The 15,821-nt window shown below is 58.2% G+C and carries 13 protein-coding genes; 3 read left to right on the forward strand and 10 right to left on the reverse strand.

Annotated features, from left to right (window positions below):
* Positions 1–131: 131 nt before the first annotated feature.
* The 4 genes from AC0V61_RS09570 to AC0V61_RS09585 all read right to left on the reverse strand — a co-directional run bounded on the left by AC0V61_RS09570 (position 132) and on the right by AC0V61_RS09585 (position 4,316).
* Complete coding sequence (locus AC0V61_RS09570) at positions 132–563, reverse strand: hypothetical protein (protein WP_486157018.1); 432 nt, start codon at positions 561–563, stop codon at positions 132–134.
* Between the two features lie 16 nt (positions 564–579).
* Positions 580–1,023: an RHS repeat-associated core domain-containing protein gene (locus AC0V61_RS09575; protein WP_486157019.1), complete on the reverse strand. Its 444-nt coding sequence runs from the start codon at positions 1,021–1,023 to the stop codon at positions 580–582.
* Between the two features lie 178 nt (positions 1,024–1,201).
* Entirely contained in the window at positions 1,202–3,862 is a 2,661-nt protein-coding gene (locus tag AC0V61_RS09580; RefSeq protein ID WP_486157020.1) for a DEAD/DEAH box helicase family protein, read from the reverse strand.
* Positions 3,863–3,932: 70 nt separating this feature from the next.
* The gene (locus AC0V61_RS09585) at positions 3,933–4,316 is read right to left on the reverse strand and encodes a hypothetical protein (RefSeq protein ID WP_486157021.1); all 384 of its coding nucleotides are present in this window, start codon (positions 4,314–4,316) and stop codon (positions 3,933–3,935) included.
* A gap of 171 nt (positions 4,317–4,487) precedes the next feature.
* Here AC0V61_RS09585 and AC0V61_RS09590 point away from each other — a divergent pair, with 171 nt between their 5' ends.
* The 3 genes from AC0V61_RS09590 (at position 4,488) to AC0V61_RS09600 (ending at position 7,350) form a co-directional block, all read left to right on the forward strand.
* A complete protein-coding gene (locus tag AC0V61_RS09590) occupies positions 4,488–5,069 on the forward strand; it encodes a GbsR/MarR family transcriptional regulator (protein ID WP_486157022.1) in 582 nt (193 codons plus the stop codon).
* Positions 5,070–5,131: 62 nt separating this feature from the next.
* Complete coding sequence (locus AC0V61_RS09595) at positions 5,132–5,833, forward strand: DUF4166 domain-containing protein (RefSeq protein ID WP_486157023.1); 702 nt, start codon at positions 5,132–5,134, stop codon at positions 5,831–5,833.
* Positions 5,830–7,350 (forward strand): TIGR01777 family oxidoreductase, encoded by a 1,521-nt coding sequence (locus AC0V61_RS09600; RefSeq protein WP_486157024.1) that lies wholly within the window; start codon positions 5,830–5,832, stop codon positions 7,348–7,350. The genes AC0V61_RS09595 and AC0V61_RS09600 overlap by 4 nt, the downstream gene beginning before the upstream one ends.
* A gap of 143 nt (positions 7,351–7,493) precedes the next feature.
* Here the strand turns inward: AC0V61_RS09600 and AC0V61_RS09605 are convergent, their stop codons facing one another.
* From AC0V61_RS09605 to AC0V61_RS09630, 6 genes are all read right to left on the reverse strand, one after another.
* Positions 7,494–10,967: an autotransporter domain-containing protein gene (locus AC0V61_RS09605; RefSeq protein ID WP_486157025.1), complete on the reverse strand. Its 3,474-nt coding sequence runs from the start codon at positions 10,965–10,967 to the stop codon at positions 7,494–7,496.
* A 306-nt stretch (positions 10,968–11,273) separates the two neighbouring features.
* The gene (locus AC0V61_RS09610; RefSeq protein ID WP_486157026.1) at positions 11,274–11,963 is read right to left on the reverse strand and encodes a TorF family putative porin; all 690 of its coding nucleotides are present in this window, start codon (positions 11,961–11,963) and stop codon (positions 11,274–11,276) included.
* Positions 11,964–12,062: 99 nt separating this feature from the next.
* Positions 12,063–13,268, reverse strand: a complete 1,206-nt coding sequence (locus AC0V61_RS09615; RefSeq protein ID WP_486157027.1) for a S8 family peptidase — start codon at positions 13,266–13,268, stop codon at positions 12,063–12,065.
* The gene (locus tag AC0V61_RS09620; RefSeq protein WP_486157028.1) at positions 13,268–13,885 is read right to left on the reverse strand and encodes a hypothetical protein; all 618 of its coding nucleotides are present in this window, start codon (positions 13,883–13,885) and stop codon (positions 13,268–13,270) included. Before AC0V61_RS09620 ends, AC0V61_RS09615 begins: the two co-directional genes overlap by 1 nt.
* A gap of 5 nt (positions 13,886–13,890) precedes the next feature.
* Positions 13,891–14,469: an RNA polymerase sigma factor gene (locus tag AC0V61_RS09625; protein ID WP_486157029.1), complete on the reverse strand. Its 579-nt coding sequence runs from the start codon at positions 14,467–14,469 to the stop codon at positions 13,891–13,893.
* An 83-nt stretch (positions 14,470–14,552) separates the two neighbouring features.
* The gene (locus AC0V61_RS09630) at positions 14,553–15,806 is read right to left on the reverse strand and encodes a lipase family protein (protein WP_486157030.1); all 1,254 of its coding nucleotides are present in this window, start codon (positions 15,804–15,806) and stop codon (positions 14,553–14,555) included.
* Positions 15,807–15,821 lie beyond the last annotated feature (15 nt).

Raw genomic sequence — 15,821 nt, forward strand, 5'->3', positions numbered from 1 at the left:
GCCCGCAAGGCCCGAGCTGCCACCTGCGGACTATGATCCTTATTCTGGGGCCTCACTGAGAAGGGACTAAATTCGCTCTAAAAGGCTCGCCGTGCTTGGCTAATCAAAGTCCCGCAGCATGTACGAGCTTATCATGTGTCGGGGGTTAGGTGAGGCCTAAGACCGACCCCACCTTCAGCAAAACCAAAGCCGATAAAGCCTTCCGCGAACGATAGGAAGCCATAGTAAGTTAGCGTGTCATCATTGAGGGACTTGTTGAAATCTTCAATGACAAAGTCGACTAGCTTTGTAGCGGATAGGCTCTTGATCGTTTCGATGTCACTTTCGGAAGTTGAAGGCGATAGCGAGCTTACGAAAAACTCTGTGACAATACGCGGTCCATCCGCATGAACAAGAAGGTTTTGCACGCCTCGAAAAGATAGGACAATGTCGGGCGCAATAGATGCATTAGAGAATGCAATTTCTAATGCACCTGTACCTTGTGAAACAATGCTCGAGATCCACCTGTCGTGAATGTTTGGCTCCCAAAGGAAGCCGTGTCGGTCAAATTCTAGATTTTTCATGTGCTAAAAATTCGCATTAGTTTCTTCGACGTGTTGGTGGCGGGGGATCACCGTCGCGATGCGGCCTTGATGGACCACGATCATCCTTAGTAGGTCGTCCACCTCCATCTGGGCGCCCCCAATCGTGTACATGTTCATCTCCTCCCGGACCTTTCTCGTTGTGCGGCTTATAGGACCCGCGAACTGCGTGGCCATCCTCGCCATATGTCACGCCTTCCTCTGCCCAATCGCTCAATCCATTCCCATCCTGGTCTTGCGGAGTTGGATAGCCGGGCATAGGAACGGCCTTGGGCGCTGGCACCACACCGCGCATCTGCTCCCCGTTGAAATCCAGCATATTGATAGGGTCATTTCCGACATAGGCGTAGAGGTTGTACTGGTCCGCATATCCGATGGGGTCGGTTTGGAGGAAGCGTCCGAGCGTTGGCGAGTAGATGCGGGCCCTTCGACTGCCTGCCAAGGCAGGCGCTCAGGACAGGCTTTGTAGTAACACATGTCCAGCTCTGGCAGCCACGCCTGCGGTTACCTCTCCAAGCGAACCCGGCACTTGTCTGAGACGCGCTATACCAGAACCGCCCCTTGGTCGCGAACTCATTGTCGGTGGCCTCTTGCGGAATCCAACACTCAAAACTGCCCCATCACAGCCAAGCCGAGCGGCGATCAACCGAGCGTTGGAAGCCTGCTGCGAATGACCTCATCCTCGCCCGCAGGAGCAAGCGCCGCCCTTCCGCGCTGCGGGTGAAGATGAGCTTGGAGGAGCCGACTTTCGCGTTCCACAGTTTGGCGAACATCTCGGCCACCTCTTTGCGGCCCCCAAGGCTTGCAGGCACCGCGTGGTAGTCTTCGCGCGCTATCGATCCCAACCATGACTTGCGCACCAGCAAGTAGCGCGGGTTTTGCACCGGTCCTAGCACCTCAGCCATGGCGATCATGGTCTGGCGTTCGGCGGCGCGGCTCACCCCTTTGACGATCACGTCCTTGCGCCCATCCATGCTGGAATAAATCTCGAGCTCGGCGTTTTGGAGGTCGTCTGCGCTGATGTATCCGAAATAGAAAAGGCACTCCAAAATCGCGCGCCCGACTTGTTCGAGGCTCCCCTCAAGCGAGCCATTGCGCCACAAAAGGCGGGTTGCTTTGACGAGGCTGGGAAGGCTTGCGAGCGTTGCGACCCCGGCTGCACCAAGTGCGAGTACACCCAACCCTTGGAGGGATGAAGCGCCCAGCACCCCTTCGCTAAACGCCATTCCGGCGCTCCCGCTCGCGGTCCAGGCGAGGGCGTGGAGCGTGTCTTTCCAGGCGAGGCTACGCGGGGCGTAATTGGGCGTGGCGGTCTCGCGAACCCTAGAGCGCGCCTCGCCTTCTCCGAGCGATGCTTCCCATTTGGAGGCTGTGCCAGCGCGGTCTTTGGCAATCGCAAAGGTGGCGGCGTTTTGGTCCTCGGCGCTTAAAACCGGGTCCAGGCCGAGCCTCCCAAGCCCGCTTTCGATGAGGTCCGATGATCCGTTTGCGATGCACTCAAAGGCGCGGAAACGCCTTGCCACGGTGCCAATATCGGTGAGGCCAGCGGTGCCGCTGTCATTCAGAGCGCCCCAATCGAGCGAGGCCGCGATGGCTTGGGGCAAAGCTTCTCCGCCGGGCTCAATCGTCGCCAAATGCCAGATGTTGGAGACTTTGTGCGCGTCCTCAGGATTAATCCGAATGGCCCGCCCGCGCATCTGGTTCGACAGTACGAAAGACGCCGTATTGCTCGCCAGCACCAGCGAATTCAATACCGGCGCATCCCACCCCTGTCCCAGCAGCGACTGTGTGCCCACAAGAATGCGGATATGCCCCCTTTGGAAGAGCGCGGTGACAATGCGGGTAGCGTCTGCGGAATGGGGGCAGGCGAGTTCGAGATGAGCGGGGCAGGGCTCCATTGCCTTGGTGCGAATATCACCGCGCGGCAGGCCAAGCTCTTCGCAAACCGCGGCAAGCGCCGCTTCGGCCTTCGCAGGAATAATTACCAGACTGCCCGTCAACACCGCCAGATATTCAGCGCAAATCCCGGCGCGCCGAAGGGTCTCGAAGATCGGCACCACGCCCAGCTTTGCCGGCTCAAACGGATCGCTCGCCCGCCGTGGCAATTCGCCAGCGCGGATATGGTCAGACAGCACCACCATCCGCAAAGCCTCGCCCAAAGACGCCTCCTCGGCGCGCGCGATGTCGCAAATGCTCTCCATCTTGCCGAGCGATGAGGCGAGCAGGCGGAAGACCGAGCGGGTGTGCGAGAGCCGCACCCGCTTGCCCTCGATTAGACCTGCCCGGTGAAGCCGCCGCTCAAGCGCCTTGTGGCGGTCGGCAGAAAGGGGAAACGCCTCGCGGTGCTGAAACACTAGCCCATCGAGCAGGCGCTCCAGCCAGAACTGCGATGGACTAGGCAATTGGTCCGCTTTAACGCCCAAGAGCTTGAGCGGCGCAGACGGCAATTCGCGCCCTACAGACCCAAGCAAAACCAGCACAGCGGAGAGCATTTCGGGCGCGTCCAAAACGTCCTCCTCATGGCCCTCTGGGTCCGTCAGCCATGGATGCTCCGCCAGCCAATCAAGCAGCGCGTCATCAGCGCGAAGGTCCTGTTGCAGCGCGTGGATCGCTTGCCCGCGCGCCTCCAGCAATTCGAGCGCATCCGCCGTCGGCTCGGACAACACAACATGGTCCTGATGCGGGCACAGATCGCCATTGCGCACCAATTCCGGGATGCCAATCTCCAGATCAATGGGGCCGCACAATCGCTCATACCGGTTCCATTCGGCAAAGCTCGCATCATAAGGCGGAGTCGCCGTCAGCGCGACAATGCGCACATTGGTAAGCTCGTGCGCAAGCCGGTTAAGGCACTCCCACCAGGCCTTGCGAAGATGGTGCGCTTCATCGAGCACAAGGGTGAACTCGCCCTTCCCATTAAGCGCCTCGATCAACGCGGTGAGGTCATCGCCCCTCCTGTAGCTATCGAGCGATTGATAGGTGGAAAGCGTGAGCTGTGCCGGGTCCGAAAGATCGTTGGAGACGGTCTCAGGCGCGGGCGGCGTTTGCATAAACAGCGGCACAAGGCGGCTTTGCCATTGGTCACGAATAGCAAGGCTGGGCGCAAACACCAGAGCAGGCCGCGCAAGCCTGCGCACAATCTCAAGGCCGAGCACCGTTTTGCCAGCCCCGGGCGCGGCGACAACATGCAGGCGGTTATCATCCAGATGCTGCTCCATCTCGGCAAGCACCCGCGCCTGATAGTCACGCCACGTGCCAGAGAAGTGCATCTGATCGAACATTATGGGTGGGATAAGGGGTGGGGCGAGCGGTGCATAGCCCGCTTAGCGTTTAGCTACTCACTTCTATCGCCTATTCGGCCACCCAACTTGTGCGTCCGCTGCCTTCTTCAGCGATAATTGACACGGAGTATGTCTTGCCGGTTGTTAGAGGCAGCTCATTGGTCTCCAAAGTAAACCTCGTGATTGGCTCGCCCAAGATCACCGACCGCTTTGAGTGGCAATAACTTTCCTCACTGCCCGAACGCCAGATTTCTTTGTTTGCCTCTTCATCAAGCACTTGGATCAGCTTTAAGCAGGTTGGACTGTTATCTTCTGAAAATAGCCCACCAGCTTTCTGGAAAGTGAAAACCACATCTTCGTCGATATTCTCAACGGCGATTTCGATTGCAGGCGGCGTGCAGCCCCCAATTGGTGCCAACAAAAAGAGTGACGCAAGAATGGGTTTAAGCTTCATGGCGAGATGTTTCCAATACTCTGGCTGTATTCTTGTCCCGAACGTCCTGATCGGTTTCTGAGCGATCACTGACCAAAGATATACTAGAATCTAACCTGCCGTCTCATTGGAAATCAGCTCCCAACAACAACGACACTTGACTTCCACCCCAATCTAACAGATATTTCTGTCATGACAGAAATAAACGTCGATTCGGATAAGCTCCCCGCTGCTGTCGAAGCGTTCGTGCTTCGCTGGGGGGATTTGGGCGGGCAGTGGGGTGTCAATCGCTCTGTTGCGCAGATCCAGGCACTGCTTCTGTTGTCAGAGCGTCCGCTTACCGCTGAAGAGATTTCTGAAAAGCTCGGCATGGCGCGCTCCAATGTGTCGAATTCGATCAAGGAATTGCTCAATTGGAAGCTGGTGATGCGTGTCCCCGTTATGGGCGACCGGCGCGATCATTATGTTGCAGAAACAGATATGTGGCAGATGGCGAGCAAGGTTGCGCAAGGGCGCAAGGAGCGCGAGATTGACCCGATGGTCGCCGCGATCAACGCTGCCATGGCCGATATCGATGATCCCAAGATCAGCGCCGAAGTGCGCGAGCGGCTGCATGGAATGCACGACTTCATCAACACTGTTGAGGGCTGGTACAACCAGATGATCCACGTGCCCCCGCAGCAGATTATGCGCCTTATTCGGCTGGGTTCGAAAGTCGTGGGCCTCTTAAAGTTCCTTGGCCGCAAGGAACCTGAAGAAACGGAACAGCCATAAAAAAATTTGAGTGCGGATTTCTCTCAATACAGAAATAACTAATCGTTCAGGAGGTGGGTAAGATGCAAAGGATGGTCAAAGAGGAGCTAGGAAGGGCGGGCCAAAAGCACGCCCCCGCAGCGCTCGCCGATATGCGTTTTCGCCAGCTTCTTGGGCCAAGTACGAATGGGCCTGGATGGGACGCGCTTCCTGCCAGTGTTAAGCTGCGTTTTGGCAAACGTCTGGGGGCGGGCGAGACCGCGTCTTACGTGGGCCAAGTCGAATATTGCCGCATGAATTTCGCAGGCCGGTTGCTTGCTCAGGCCTGCCGCGTGATCGGAGCGCCGCTGCCTCTAGAACGCGAAGGCGGCGTTGCGGCGAGCGTCAGCGTCACCGAAGACGGCGCAAGCGGTGGGCAGGTGTGGACCCGCATGTATGCAAGGAAGCGCGGCTTCCCGCAGGTAATCCACTCCGCCAAGCGTTTTGAGGGGCCCACTGGTCTAGAGGAATATCTCGGGCGCGGTGTTGGCATCGCCTTGAATGTAAGCGCAATCGAAGGCGGCATTCGCTTTGTGAGCGACCACTATTTTTTCGAAATCTTCGGCAAACGTTTGCGGATGCCGTGGCTGATCGCGCCGGGTGAACTCATCATCGAGCACAAGGATTGTGGGGGAGGTGCCTTCACCTTCGCGCTCTCGCTCAAACACGCATGGCTCGGCGAAGTCATGCACCAACTCTGCCGCTTTCATGACCAATCTGACGCCCAAAAGGGAGAAGCCCAATGACCGATATTCTGTGGTTTTTCGTTGTCGCACAAATCCTGATGGGCGCGTTTGATACGCTCTATCACCATGAGGGAACCGAGCGACTGGCATGGCGTCCCTCGCAGCGGTTGGAGCTGACACTGCACGGCGTGCGCAACCTTGCCTATGCGGTGATGTTTGTAGCCCTTGGTTGGTTTGAGCCGCAAGGGGCTTGGGCGATTGCCTTGATCGCGCTGCTAGTGGGCGAGCTTTTCATCACCCTGTGGGATTTCGTCGAGGAAGACCGGACACGGCTACTCCCGCCAAGTGAGCGGGTGACTCACACTCTTTTGACCCTCAATTACGGCGTGATCCTCGCAATGCTAATCCCGTGGCTGTGGGGCCTTGCCGGGCAGCCGACTGCTCCGGGAAGCGCTTACCATGGGCTGATGAGTTGGTTCTGCATCGTCGCGGCGGTTGGCGTTATCGTCTCAGGCCTTCGCGACCTTGCGGCGGCCAAACGCACTGAGCGCCTCACCGAGCTTGAGGCGAGCGAACTCGCCACCGCATTGCCGGGGCGTCAATCGGTTCTGGTGACTGGCGCGACTGGCTTTATCGGCAGCCGCTTGGTGGCAGCGCTTTTGGGTGCGGGGCACGAGGTGACTGTGCTCATTCGCGATAAGGCCAAGACAAAGCCAATGGCAGCGCACGGGCCTATGCGCAGTGTCGAAAGCCTCGATGAACTGCCCGACGATGCCCGGATCGACGCTATCGTAAACCTCGCGGGCGAGCCGATTTCGGACACCCCATGGACCAAGGCGAAACGCATCCGCATCGTCAAATCGCGCCTTCGTGCGACCTATGATGTGATGCGCCTGATCAAGCGGCTTGAGGTCAAGCCCGAGGTTCTCATCAACGGTTCTGCCATTGGCTGGTATGGCCTGCGCGATAATGAGCCTTTGACCGAGGCCTCTGAGGGCACTGAGTGTTTTTCCCGCCGCGTCTGTGTCTCTTGGGAGCGCGCTGCGGCAAAGGCTGAGGAATACGGCGTGCGCACCGTCATGCTCCGCACTGGCCTCGTGCTGGATCGCAGCGGCGGGATGCTCGCCAAGCTGCTCACCCCGTTTGAGTTTGGCCTTGGCGGGCGGTTTGGCGATGGGAAGCACTGGATGAGCTGGATCCACCGCGATGATCTGGTGCGGCTGATCGTCCACGCCATTGCGCGACAGGAAGTCAGCGGGCCGCTCAATGGCGTAGCGCCCGAGCCTGTCACCAATGCGCACTTCACTGCGGCGCTTGGCAAGGCTCTAGGTCGTCCTGCGATCCTCCCTGTGCCCGGTAGCCCGCTGAAAGCGGCTATGGGTGACTTTGCACAGGAGCTCCTGCTGAGCGGGCAAAGGGTGCTTCCCACCGAGGCTTTGCGTAGTGGGTTCGTCTTCGAATATTGGACCATCGAGGACGCCTTTGCGCAGATCGTGGGGCAGCCCGTGCAATCGAGCGCCCATGCTCAGCCAATCACCCGCCGCCCGAAATATCGCCGCGAAGGCTTGCTCACATAAGCAAAGGCCGGTGAGCGTAAACTCACTGGCCTTTGCCAAGGTAGAAACATGAGAAAAAAGAAGAGAGCCGACCGACCAAGGGCTAGGGCGGTGCGACCGGCTCTCTTCAGGCTGCCAGCCTGTCCAGTGGCTGGCGTCCGTTCCTAGAAGGCGAACCGGATACGCAGACCGCCTGTGTGCGCATCATATCCAGAGGCAAAGCGCCCGCGATATTCCGCTCCGACTGACACGTTGCCCTCGCTGATGAAGTCAGCGCCAACGGCGAGGTCAAAGCGTGATGCCGAGGCTTCGTCAGCGACAACAGTGAAGCTGTCCGCTCCGCCATTGAACGATCCGGCGATTGCAAGGGGATCGCTGCTGAAGTCGTAGGCGTAATCGACGCTTACGAATGGAACGAAGCCGCTTTCCGCTTTCAATGCCACACGGACACCCACACGGCCCTCAAGGAACTCAGCGCCCTCTTGGTCAAGCGTGAGCCCAAGGCCGCCTTCTTCTGTGAAAGTGTCACGGGAAAGGTCGGCGTAACGAAGGCCAATGGTTGGCGTGATGGCAATGCCGTCAGTGCCAAGATCGTACCCTGCGTTGAGGCTTGCGAACACTCCGTCCACATCGCTGTCCGAAGTGATAAACGAGCCAAGCGCTGTGCGTGTCTCATCCACTGAGCTGGTTGAATAACCCACCTCTGCGTTGACGAAGGCTTTGCCCAGGTCAAACCCGGCATAGGCACCGAATTGGAAGGCGTCTGCTTCGCTGCCCGAAGCCGTTGTGCCTTCTGCATCAATGTCGATGTCAGAGTAGTTGGCAAAGACACCCACAACGGTGTTCTCACCAAGCGTTGCGTCAAGACCAAGGGTAAAGCCGGTTGCCTCTGCATCGTAGCCACGTGTGCTGAGGCTTTCAGCATCGGCATTGGCATCGCGGTAGAAGGCTTCGCCCCACAGGCCCACGCCTTCGCCGCTCAAACGATCTTGCACCTGAGCGCTTGCGAAACGTTGGGTTTCGAAGATCTCACGGGTCACAGCAGGGTTCACCGCTGGCAGAAGGTCAAGAGCAAGGCTCTCAAACTCGGCCGCCGATGAAAGGCCGTTGATCGCGCCAAAGATACCTTCAGGCAAACGGTTGCCCGCAGCAGCCGTGGTGATCGCAGAGCCAAAGCTGTTGATGCTGCTATCGCCGGACACCGTACCAAGGTCAGTTGCAGACACAGCGACCGCGACCGAGCCCAGGACCACTTCATAGTCGATGAGGAAATCATCATCGAGAACGTTGATGGTTGCCCCTTCATTGGTGAAGGTGCCGTTTTCGGTGAGCACGTCGATTGTGCTGCCGATTTGGGCTTGGGTGACGCCAGTGGTGGCTATGTTCACAGTGCTGCCTGCTGAAAGAACCGTGTCACCTTCAACCGCCAGGCTATCAGCGCCAAGGTCGAAGCTGAGCGTACCGTTGTTGGTGAGGCTACCGTTCAGGATGCGCGCGCCAACAAAAGCGGTGGTGCTGTCTGCCGAAGTGGTCACGGTGACGTTGTTCAGGATGTTGCCCTGAATGGAGTTGCCGGTGCCGGTGATCGCCAGCGTGTCTTCAAAGGCCATGGTGCCCACGAAATTACCCACGAGAGTACCGCCATCATTGGTGAAGTTCACCGCTGAAAGAGCATTGCCAGCAAAGAAGGCATTTACGCCGCCCGACAGTGTTCCAGAGTTAGTGAAGGTCGCTCCAGTGTGGTCGCCAGCGCCAAGGTAGATACCGTGGTTGCCGCCAGAGATTGTGCCCGAGTTGTTGATCTCACCTTGGAAATCGATCCCGTTGACAACGCGAAGGCCCGCTGTGGTCATCTGCGTGCTTTCGGAATTGATCGTGCCAGAGTTGATGATCACAGCATCAGTCACGCCGGTATTGCCAACATTGCCGATCCGCACACCGTCGCCAGCGCCATTGGTTCCAGCCGCAGCCTGACCACGGCCCTGAATGGTGCCAGTGTTGGTCAGCGTAAAGGTGTTGGCCATATCGACAGCGCCGCCAATCTCTGCGCCAAAGCCAGAGCCTTCATTGCCCATGCCAGCGTCAACAGTGCCAGCGTTGGTGAAGGTGAAGTTGTCTGCGGTGCCGTCTGCATAAACGGTGCCGTTGCGCTGATTGCCGAGACCAAGGATCTGTCCGCCAGCCAAGTTGTTCACCGTCAGACCATTGCCGTCGATGTTCAAAGCGCGGCTTCCCGAAGAAATCACGCCAGAGTTGTTGACGATCGCTTGGCTGAAGTCACCGCCACCTGCTGGTGTTGGGTTGCCGAAGTATAGGCCGTTTTGGATGCCAGAAATCGTGCCTGAGTTCTCAAGCACGCCTTGGAAGCTCACGCCATTCACAAAACGGATGCCAGCAGCAGTGCCGTTGGCCGCTTCGCTGTCGATGACGCCGCTGTTGATGATGTTACCTACAAAGAGACCATCAGACGTGCCATCAAGCGCGCCCATATTGCGAGTACGCTCAAAACGAAGGCCATCGCCAGCTGTGGTTGCACCCGCAGAGGCGTTGCCGCGCCCTTGGAACGTTCCGGCGTTGGTGATGTTGAAGCTGTTGCCGCCGCTTTCAGCAGAAGCGAGTTCAACTGAGAAAGCAGCGCCTTCATTGCCTTCGCCTGCGTCAATGACACCGCCTTCAAGGTTGTTGAGCTCAAAGTTCTGCGCGGTGCTATCGGCGTAAACAGTCCCGTTGCGCTGGTTGCCCGTACCGACAATCGAGCCTGAGTTGTTTACCACAAGTCCGGTGCCGTCGATGTTCAGCGCGCGACTGTCTGAGCTGATCGTGCCAGCGTTATTGACCACGCCGCCTGTGTGATCGGCATCATTGCCGAAATAGAGGCCGTTTTGCGCGCCGGAAATGACGCCGTCTGCCTCATTGGTCAGCGTGCCCTGAAAGCCGATGCGGTTGGCAAAGCGAATGCCTGCAACAGTGCCTTGTGTGCTTTCTGAATTGATCAGGCCGCTGTTGGTGATGTCGCCTTCATAGACGTATTCCGGCGCTAGGCCGGGTCCAAAGAAACGTATGCCATCGCCAGCTGTGCCGCCCATGGGAGAGGCTTGGCCGCGACCCTGAATGGTGCCAGTGTTGGTGATTGCGCCGCCACGTGGAGCGCCGCCTCCGCCTACTTCGATTGCGATGCCAGCGCCATCATTGCCCATGCCCGCGTCAATTGAGCCGGTCGCTGAGTTGAGAATCGTGATGTTGTTGCTGGTGCGGTTGGCGTAGACTGTGCCATTGCGCTGATCGCCGGTGCCAAGGATGACGCCGTCATTGTTCAGCACTGCATCGGTGCCGTCAAAGTTCACCGCGCGGCTATCCGCGAGGATGCTGCCAGTTGCTGTGTTATTGATTGTTGCGCCAGTCGTGCCTTGGTTCACCTGAACCGTTTGGGTGACGCCGGTGGTCGCCAGTGTACCAGCGTTGTCGACTGTCACATCGTTGTTCGCGACAACCACAACAGGCGCGCCGTCAACGGTGCTTGTCACGCCTTCGGCTGCCGAAATGGTTTCCCCATTCGCAGCTGAAGTCACAGTCACATTGTCGCCGTCATTGATGACTTGTTGTGCTGCAACTGGGGCCGCCACAAGAAGTGCCAGCATCGAAGCGGAGGCATACAATAGGGGGATTTGGGTGTCGAAGCCGTGCGCCCTGCGGGGAGGTCGCTGCCCTTATTCACGGTAGAACTCATCGTTTCATCCTCATGTTCGCGCGCGGATAGGGACCGCGCGCATCTCTCAAAGTGGGATGTCGAAGAGCAAGGAGAGCCTAGGGTGGTAAGGGGGTAAAACGCTCCCTGCTCTTCAGACACAGAGTGAGTGCGAGAGCGCGTATGAAAGGTTCAAACTTCTTTATGAAAATTTCTCGTCTGCGGCGAAGCCATTGCTTTTGCGAGGAAAAAGGGCGTGCTAGAAACTGCGGCTGAGCGCTACTACCACTGAGTCTCGGCCTTGCCAGGGGCCTGAAAAATAGGTGCCATCGCCCGAGCCAGCAGTGCCAGCCGTGACACTCAAAGTGAAGCGCTCGAAGTCCTTCGAGACGCCAACCGATGCGTCATAGCGCGTGTCTCTCCCGCCAAACGATCCTTCGCCTGCAAGCCGGTTCAAAACGCCCACCCGTGCATTCACGCGAAATCCCGAACCAATGTCGCGCACGGCGTTGGCTTCAAGGTAGAGCGTGGTCAGATCCTGGTCGAGATAGCTGGGCGAGACCCAAGCGTAGATGGCCACGTCTTTCACAATCAATCCGCCATAGACTTCCGCAAAGGTCTGCGCCTGCGCGCCGCTGTATCGGTCGGTGTAGCGATTGACCACGAGGCCGGTATCCAGCGCAATATTGCGGTCCAGAGACTGCACAAAGCCAGCATTGAGCGAACCCCGCAAAACGCCCACACCATCGCCATTGGTGGTCGCAGCAAGAGAACCGCCGGTGTAGAGGCCCGATGCATCGTCATAGCCCGCCGACACAATCGCGACAGGCTCGCCCTCGCTAACTGAACGGCCTCGAAATCGGTCATCGTTCTGGACTGTCACAGTCGCACTAACCTGCGCGCTGGCGGGGCTAAGCTCGCCGCTGAACAGGCCCACAAGCATCAACATAAACGCCAAAAGGCCGGTTCGCAGACCAGCCCTTGTCGTCGCACTCCTTGGAGATGTTTGTGCCCTCAGCGCCCTTCTCGTGTGTTTTGTGGTGGTGCCCTACCTGAACGTCGCCGGGATATCGATTTCGCGGCTCGTTGGCCCGGTCCGAACAAGCGAGCGCCAGGGCCCTTTTCTTGGCCGATGTTTCTCATAATTGAGCGCTAATAGCCCTGAAATATGCGCGGCGGAATAGGAGCTGCCGGTCACAAAAGTCCACCCGCCGCCGGGCTTTGTGGTGGGGATATCGCTGCCCGGTGCGACATAACCGCGCCCTATGGAAACGCCCTTCTGGCTCACTGCGATGACGTCTGAATGCGAGGCGGGGAAACCACCGCGTGGCAGGTCCTGATTATAGGCGGCGACCACTGCAATTCCGCGAGAGGTTGCTGTATCGATCAGGCTGGAAAGCAGCCGATTGGGAGGCCCGCCGAGGCTCAAGTTGATGATGTTGGCGCGGCGCTCAATCGCGTAATTGATGGCGCGCGCAAGGTTGAGGCTCGTGCACACAGAGCCGCGCGTATTGCCCTTTTGCCAACAGGCCCTCAGCGCCAGCAGCCGTGCATCCGGCGCAATTCCGGCAATGCCGATGCCGTTCTTCGCATTGGCCGCGATAATGCCGGCAACTTCGGTCCCATGATCCTCTGGGCGAGCGGGCGCTTGCGGGGCAAAATTGCGCGACAATCGAATGCGCCCGGCGAGATCAGGATGCGAGGCGTCAATCTGCGTATCAATCACCGCAATATTCACATTGCGCCCTGTCCATGTTGAATGCACCGAGGCCAAATTCCAGCCGCTCGTCGCAGGCGAGAGCGAGGCGAGGGGATCGGCTTTCCCGCGCCCGCGCCGAGCAAGCGTTTCATACATCGCGATGGGTTCTGCCCATTCGACGGAAGGGTGCGCCTCGAGAATTTTTACCGCTTCGGCCTCAGTGTGCTTATCGTTGAACCGGATCACCAGGCAATCGAGACCCAGCACAGGCATGGGCCACACTTCAACGAATTCGAACCCATATTCGCCTGCGATCTGCCGCCCGAGCCGCTCGCGCACAGCCTTTATCAGCGCCGAGCCATAGCCGCTGCTATACGATGCGCCGGGGCGAAGGCGATTGGGGGCCTGCGTCACCATAACGAGCAAGGTTTTTGCGTCTTCTTGCTGAGCTGCGGCGGGCGCTTCTGCTTCGCGTGCGTCCGCTTGAGCAAGCGCGGGCGCACTCCAGAACGGAAGCAAAAGAAGAGCTGCCAATAGGGCCTTAGCAATCCGCATTATTGCTCTTCCTCACCGCCAAGCGCCTCGACCAATACAACCCCTTCGCGCGTTCGCAATTCCTCAATCACCTTATCAAGAACGCCCTCTTCGACCTCGATCACATAGCCGCCATTGGCCATGGGTCCATCGACAATGCGTGCGCCCACGGCAGTGAGCGTTGCATTGACATTGGCCGAGGTCACGTCAGCTTCAAAGAGCAAAACCGCATCGCCCGTTGGCGAGGAAGTTGTCGCAGGGTCATCTGAGCTGAGCACCCGGTATTCATCGGCTTGTGAAGGCGCGCCCGAAGGAATGAGAACAAAGGCCATCGCCGCAATAGCCGCCGCCTGTGCGGTGGCGAGCCAGCCAAGGCCCGTGCTCGGCATCTTAACCCGGCGCCAAATGCTGGCGCGCGCTCCAACCCCGGTGGCAGGGCGCAGGCGCTGGGCGGAGAGGTCTACCTCTGGCTCGTGTGCAGCAAGCTTGGCTTGAAACTTCGCCCATGCCGCATCGGCTTCGCGCGGATCATCCTCGCGCTCCATTGCGGCGACTGAGGCCAGCGCGGCATCAAGCTTCGCGTCATCGGCATCCTTCATCGCAGCCTGGCCCTGATCCATGTCGTGCTTATTTGCCATAATGTCTAAGTCCAATCGGCCAAAGTGCCACCAAGCGAGGCTTTCAGCTTGCGCCTTGCATGGTACATTCTGGTCTTCACAGTGTCCTCAGGGCAATCCATGACCGCCCCGATTTCGCGATAATTTAGCCCTTCAAAATACGCCAAACGGACCACTGAACCCTGATCCTCCGGCAATTTTCCGAGTGCAGTTTGCAGCCGGTGTTTCGTTGTTATCTGAGCGAATGGCTCATCAGCTTCAGGACCAATGTCTTGGCCCTTATCCATATCGTCGGGCAGTGCGACCTCGCGGACCGGCTTTCGCTCTTTCAGCGCCCGCCTGTAGGCAATCCCATAGACCCAGGTGGAGAGTTTGCTGCGCCCCTCAAAGTCTTTGATCTTGTCCCAAACGATCATCATCACATCATCAAACACTTCATCCACCGCCGCTTCGCTTGGCACAATCCCGCGGATAAAGGCGCGAAGCTTTGGACGGTAATCCTTATAAAATGTCTCGAACACGGCCATATCGCCCGAGCACAATTGCTCGATTAAAGCCGCATCTTTGCCGCTTGCTGATGAGCCCTTTTCATTCAGCAAAGTCATTAAACGGTGTCGCCTTTCTTGCTCCCAATATGCGCCTTAGTGGGCGGCATGACGAGAAAGGTTCAAAGTTTTTTGCGGCAAGGTTACATTTTTGAGCAAGTGCCCTCTGGCTCGCCGCCGGAGAGCACAGTTTGCGCGAAACTCTGCGCCTCATCAATCGAGCGCAATAGCCCTTCATTGTGATTGGCCCCTTCATAGGTCGCAGAAGTCAGCTTTGCCCCTGCCGCGCAGGCCTCTTCGATAAAGGCTCTTTGCATCGGAAAGGGCGTAATCTTGTCGGCTGTGCCTGACCCTGTGAACACTGGAATTTGGAAGCCCATATCCGGAAGAGTGGTGCGCGAGAACACTTTGACCAGTGCAAAATCTGGGCGGCCATCATAGGCATTGCCTGTCGAAAGCTGCGCCTTCATCGAGGCGTCAACGAAATCGAAGACGCACATCTCGCCCATCTTGGCTGCGACCGGCTTGGCCTTGGCTGAGAGGATGTCCTCCATCGCGAAATCCGGATCAAGCATCTCAGCAAAGCCCAGCATGTAAAGCGAAAGTGCCGTCGAGGGCGTCACAGCCTCCCGGTCTGAATTGGCGGCCAACTCCCAAATGACGCCGGGCGAGAAGTGCGGCACGCCGGTCGCCATGATGCCTGCGATATCAATGTCCGGAGCATATTCAGCGGCATAACTGGCAGCGGCCAAGGCGCCGGTTGCACCTTGCGATTGGCCCGCGATCACAACCTTGTCATTGATAGGTAGGTCAGAGCCTTGCACAGCGCGGATAAGGTCAAGGTTGTTAAACGCCATGGTGCGCGCGTCCATGTAAGGGTGGGTCCCAGGGGTGCCGAGCCCTTGGTAATCGGACGCTGCAATCGCAAATCCTTTTTCCAACCAGGGCCCCAAATAGGTGCGGTCCCGCTCACCGCGCCCCGCAAAAGATGGCGCACACACATCGCCAATGCCAACGGTACCATGCGACCACACAAGAAGCGGCCAGCCGCCTTCTGGTGCATCGCCTTCGGGCAAGAAAAGCGCGCCAGAAACCGCACTTATGCCGGTTGCACCGAGCCCTTCGGTCGAGGAATAGAGAATGCGCAAATTGGTGCCCGCCTCTGCCAGCGTTGCTTCCCCTGCCATTGCTTCTTGGCGAATTAATTTGCCCGGTGCCTCAGGCAGGATTTGCGGGCTTGCATAAAATTCGCTGAGCAACGTGTCGCCCCGCGGAGCCGCCGTGATTTGATCAATATTTTCTGGGACGCGGGTTTCAGACCATGCCCATGCTATAAGGGCCCCAAAAAGGATCAGAATAGCGCCCGTAACGCCGCCCAGAATTTTGACGATCCTCATCCAAGTTCCTGTCTG

Source organism: Erythrobacter sp. JB1-4 (assembly GCF_057365025.1).

Coding starts and splice junctions, on each gene's coding strand:
- AC0V61_RS09570 (WP_486157018.1), bottom strand. CDS start 563: ATGAAAAATCTAGAATTTGACCGACACGGCTTCCTTTGGGAGCCAAAC.
- AC0V61_RS09580 (WP_486157020.1), bottom strand. CDS start 3,862: ATGTTCGATCAGATGCACTTCTCTGGCACGTGGCGTGACTATCAGGCG.
- AC0V61_RS09585 (WP_486157021.1), bottom strand. CDS start 4,316: ATGAAGCTTAAACCCATTCTTGCGTCACTCTTTTTGTTGGCACCAATT.
- AC0V61_RS09590 (WP_486157022.1), top strand. CDS start 4,488: ATGACAGAAATAAACGTCGATTCGGATAAGCTCCCCGCTGCTGTCGAA.
- AC0V61_RS09595 (WP_486157023.1), top strand. CDS start 5,132: ATGCAAAGGATGGTCAAAGAGGAGCTAGGAAGGGCGGGCCAAAAGCAC.
- AC0V61_RS09600 (WP_486157024.1), top strand. CDS start 5,830: ATGACCGATATTCTGTGGTTTTTCGTTGTCGCACAAATCCTGATGGGC.
- AC0V61_RS09605 (WP_486157025.1), bottom strand. CDS start 10,967: ATGCTGGCACTTCTTGTGGCGGCCCCAGTTGCAGCACAACAAGTCATC.
- AC0V61_RS09610 (WP_486157026.1), bottom strand. CDS start 11,963: ATGTTGATGCTTGTGGGCCTGTTCAGCGGCGAGCTTAGCCCCGCCAGC.
- AC0V61_RS09615 (WP_486157027.1), bottom strand. CDS start 13,268: ATGCGGATTGCTAAGGCCCTATTGGCAGCTCTTCTTTTGCTTCCGTTC.
- AC0V61_RS09620 (WP_486157028.1), bottom strand. CDS start 13,885: ATGGCAAATAAGCACGACATGGATCAGGGCCAGGCTGCGATGAAGGAT.
- AC0V61_RS09625 (WP_486157029.1), bottom strand. CDS start 14,469: ATGACTTTGCTGAATGAAAAGGGCTCATCAGCAAGCGGCAAAGATGCG.
- AC0V61_RS09630 (WP_486157030.1), bottom strand. CDS start 15,806: ATGAGGATCGTCAAAATTCTGGGCGGCGTTACGGGCGCTATTCTGATC.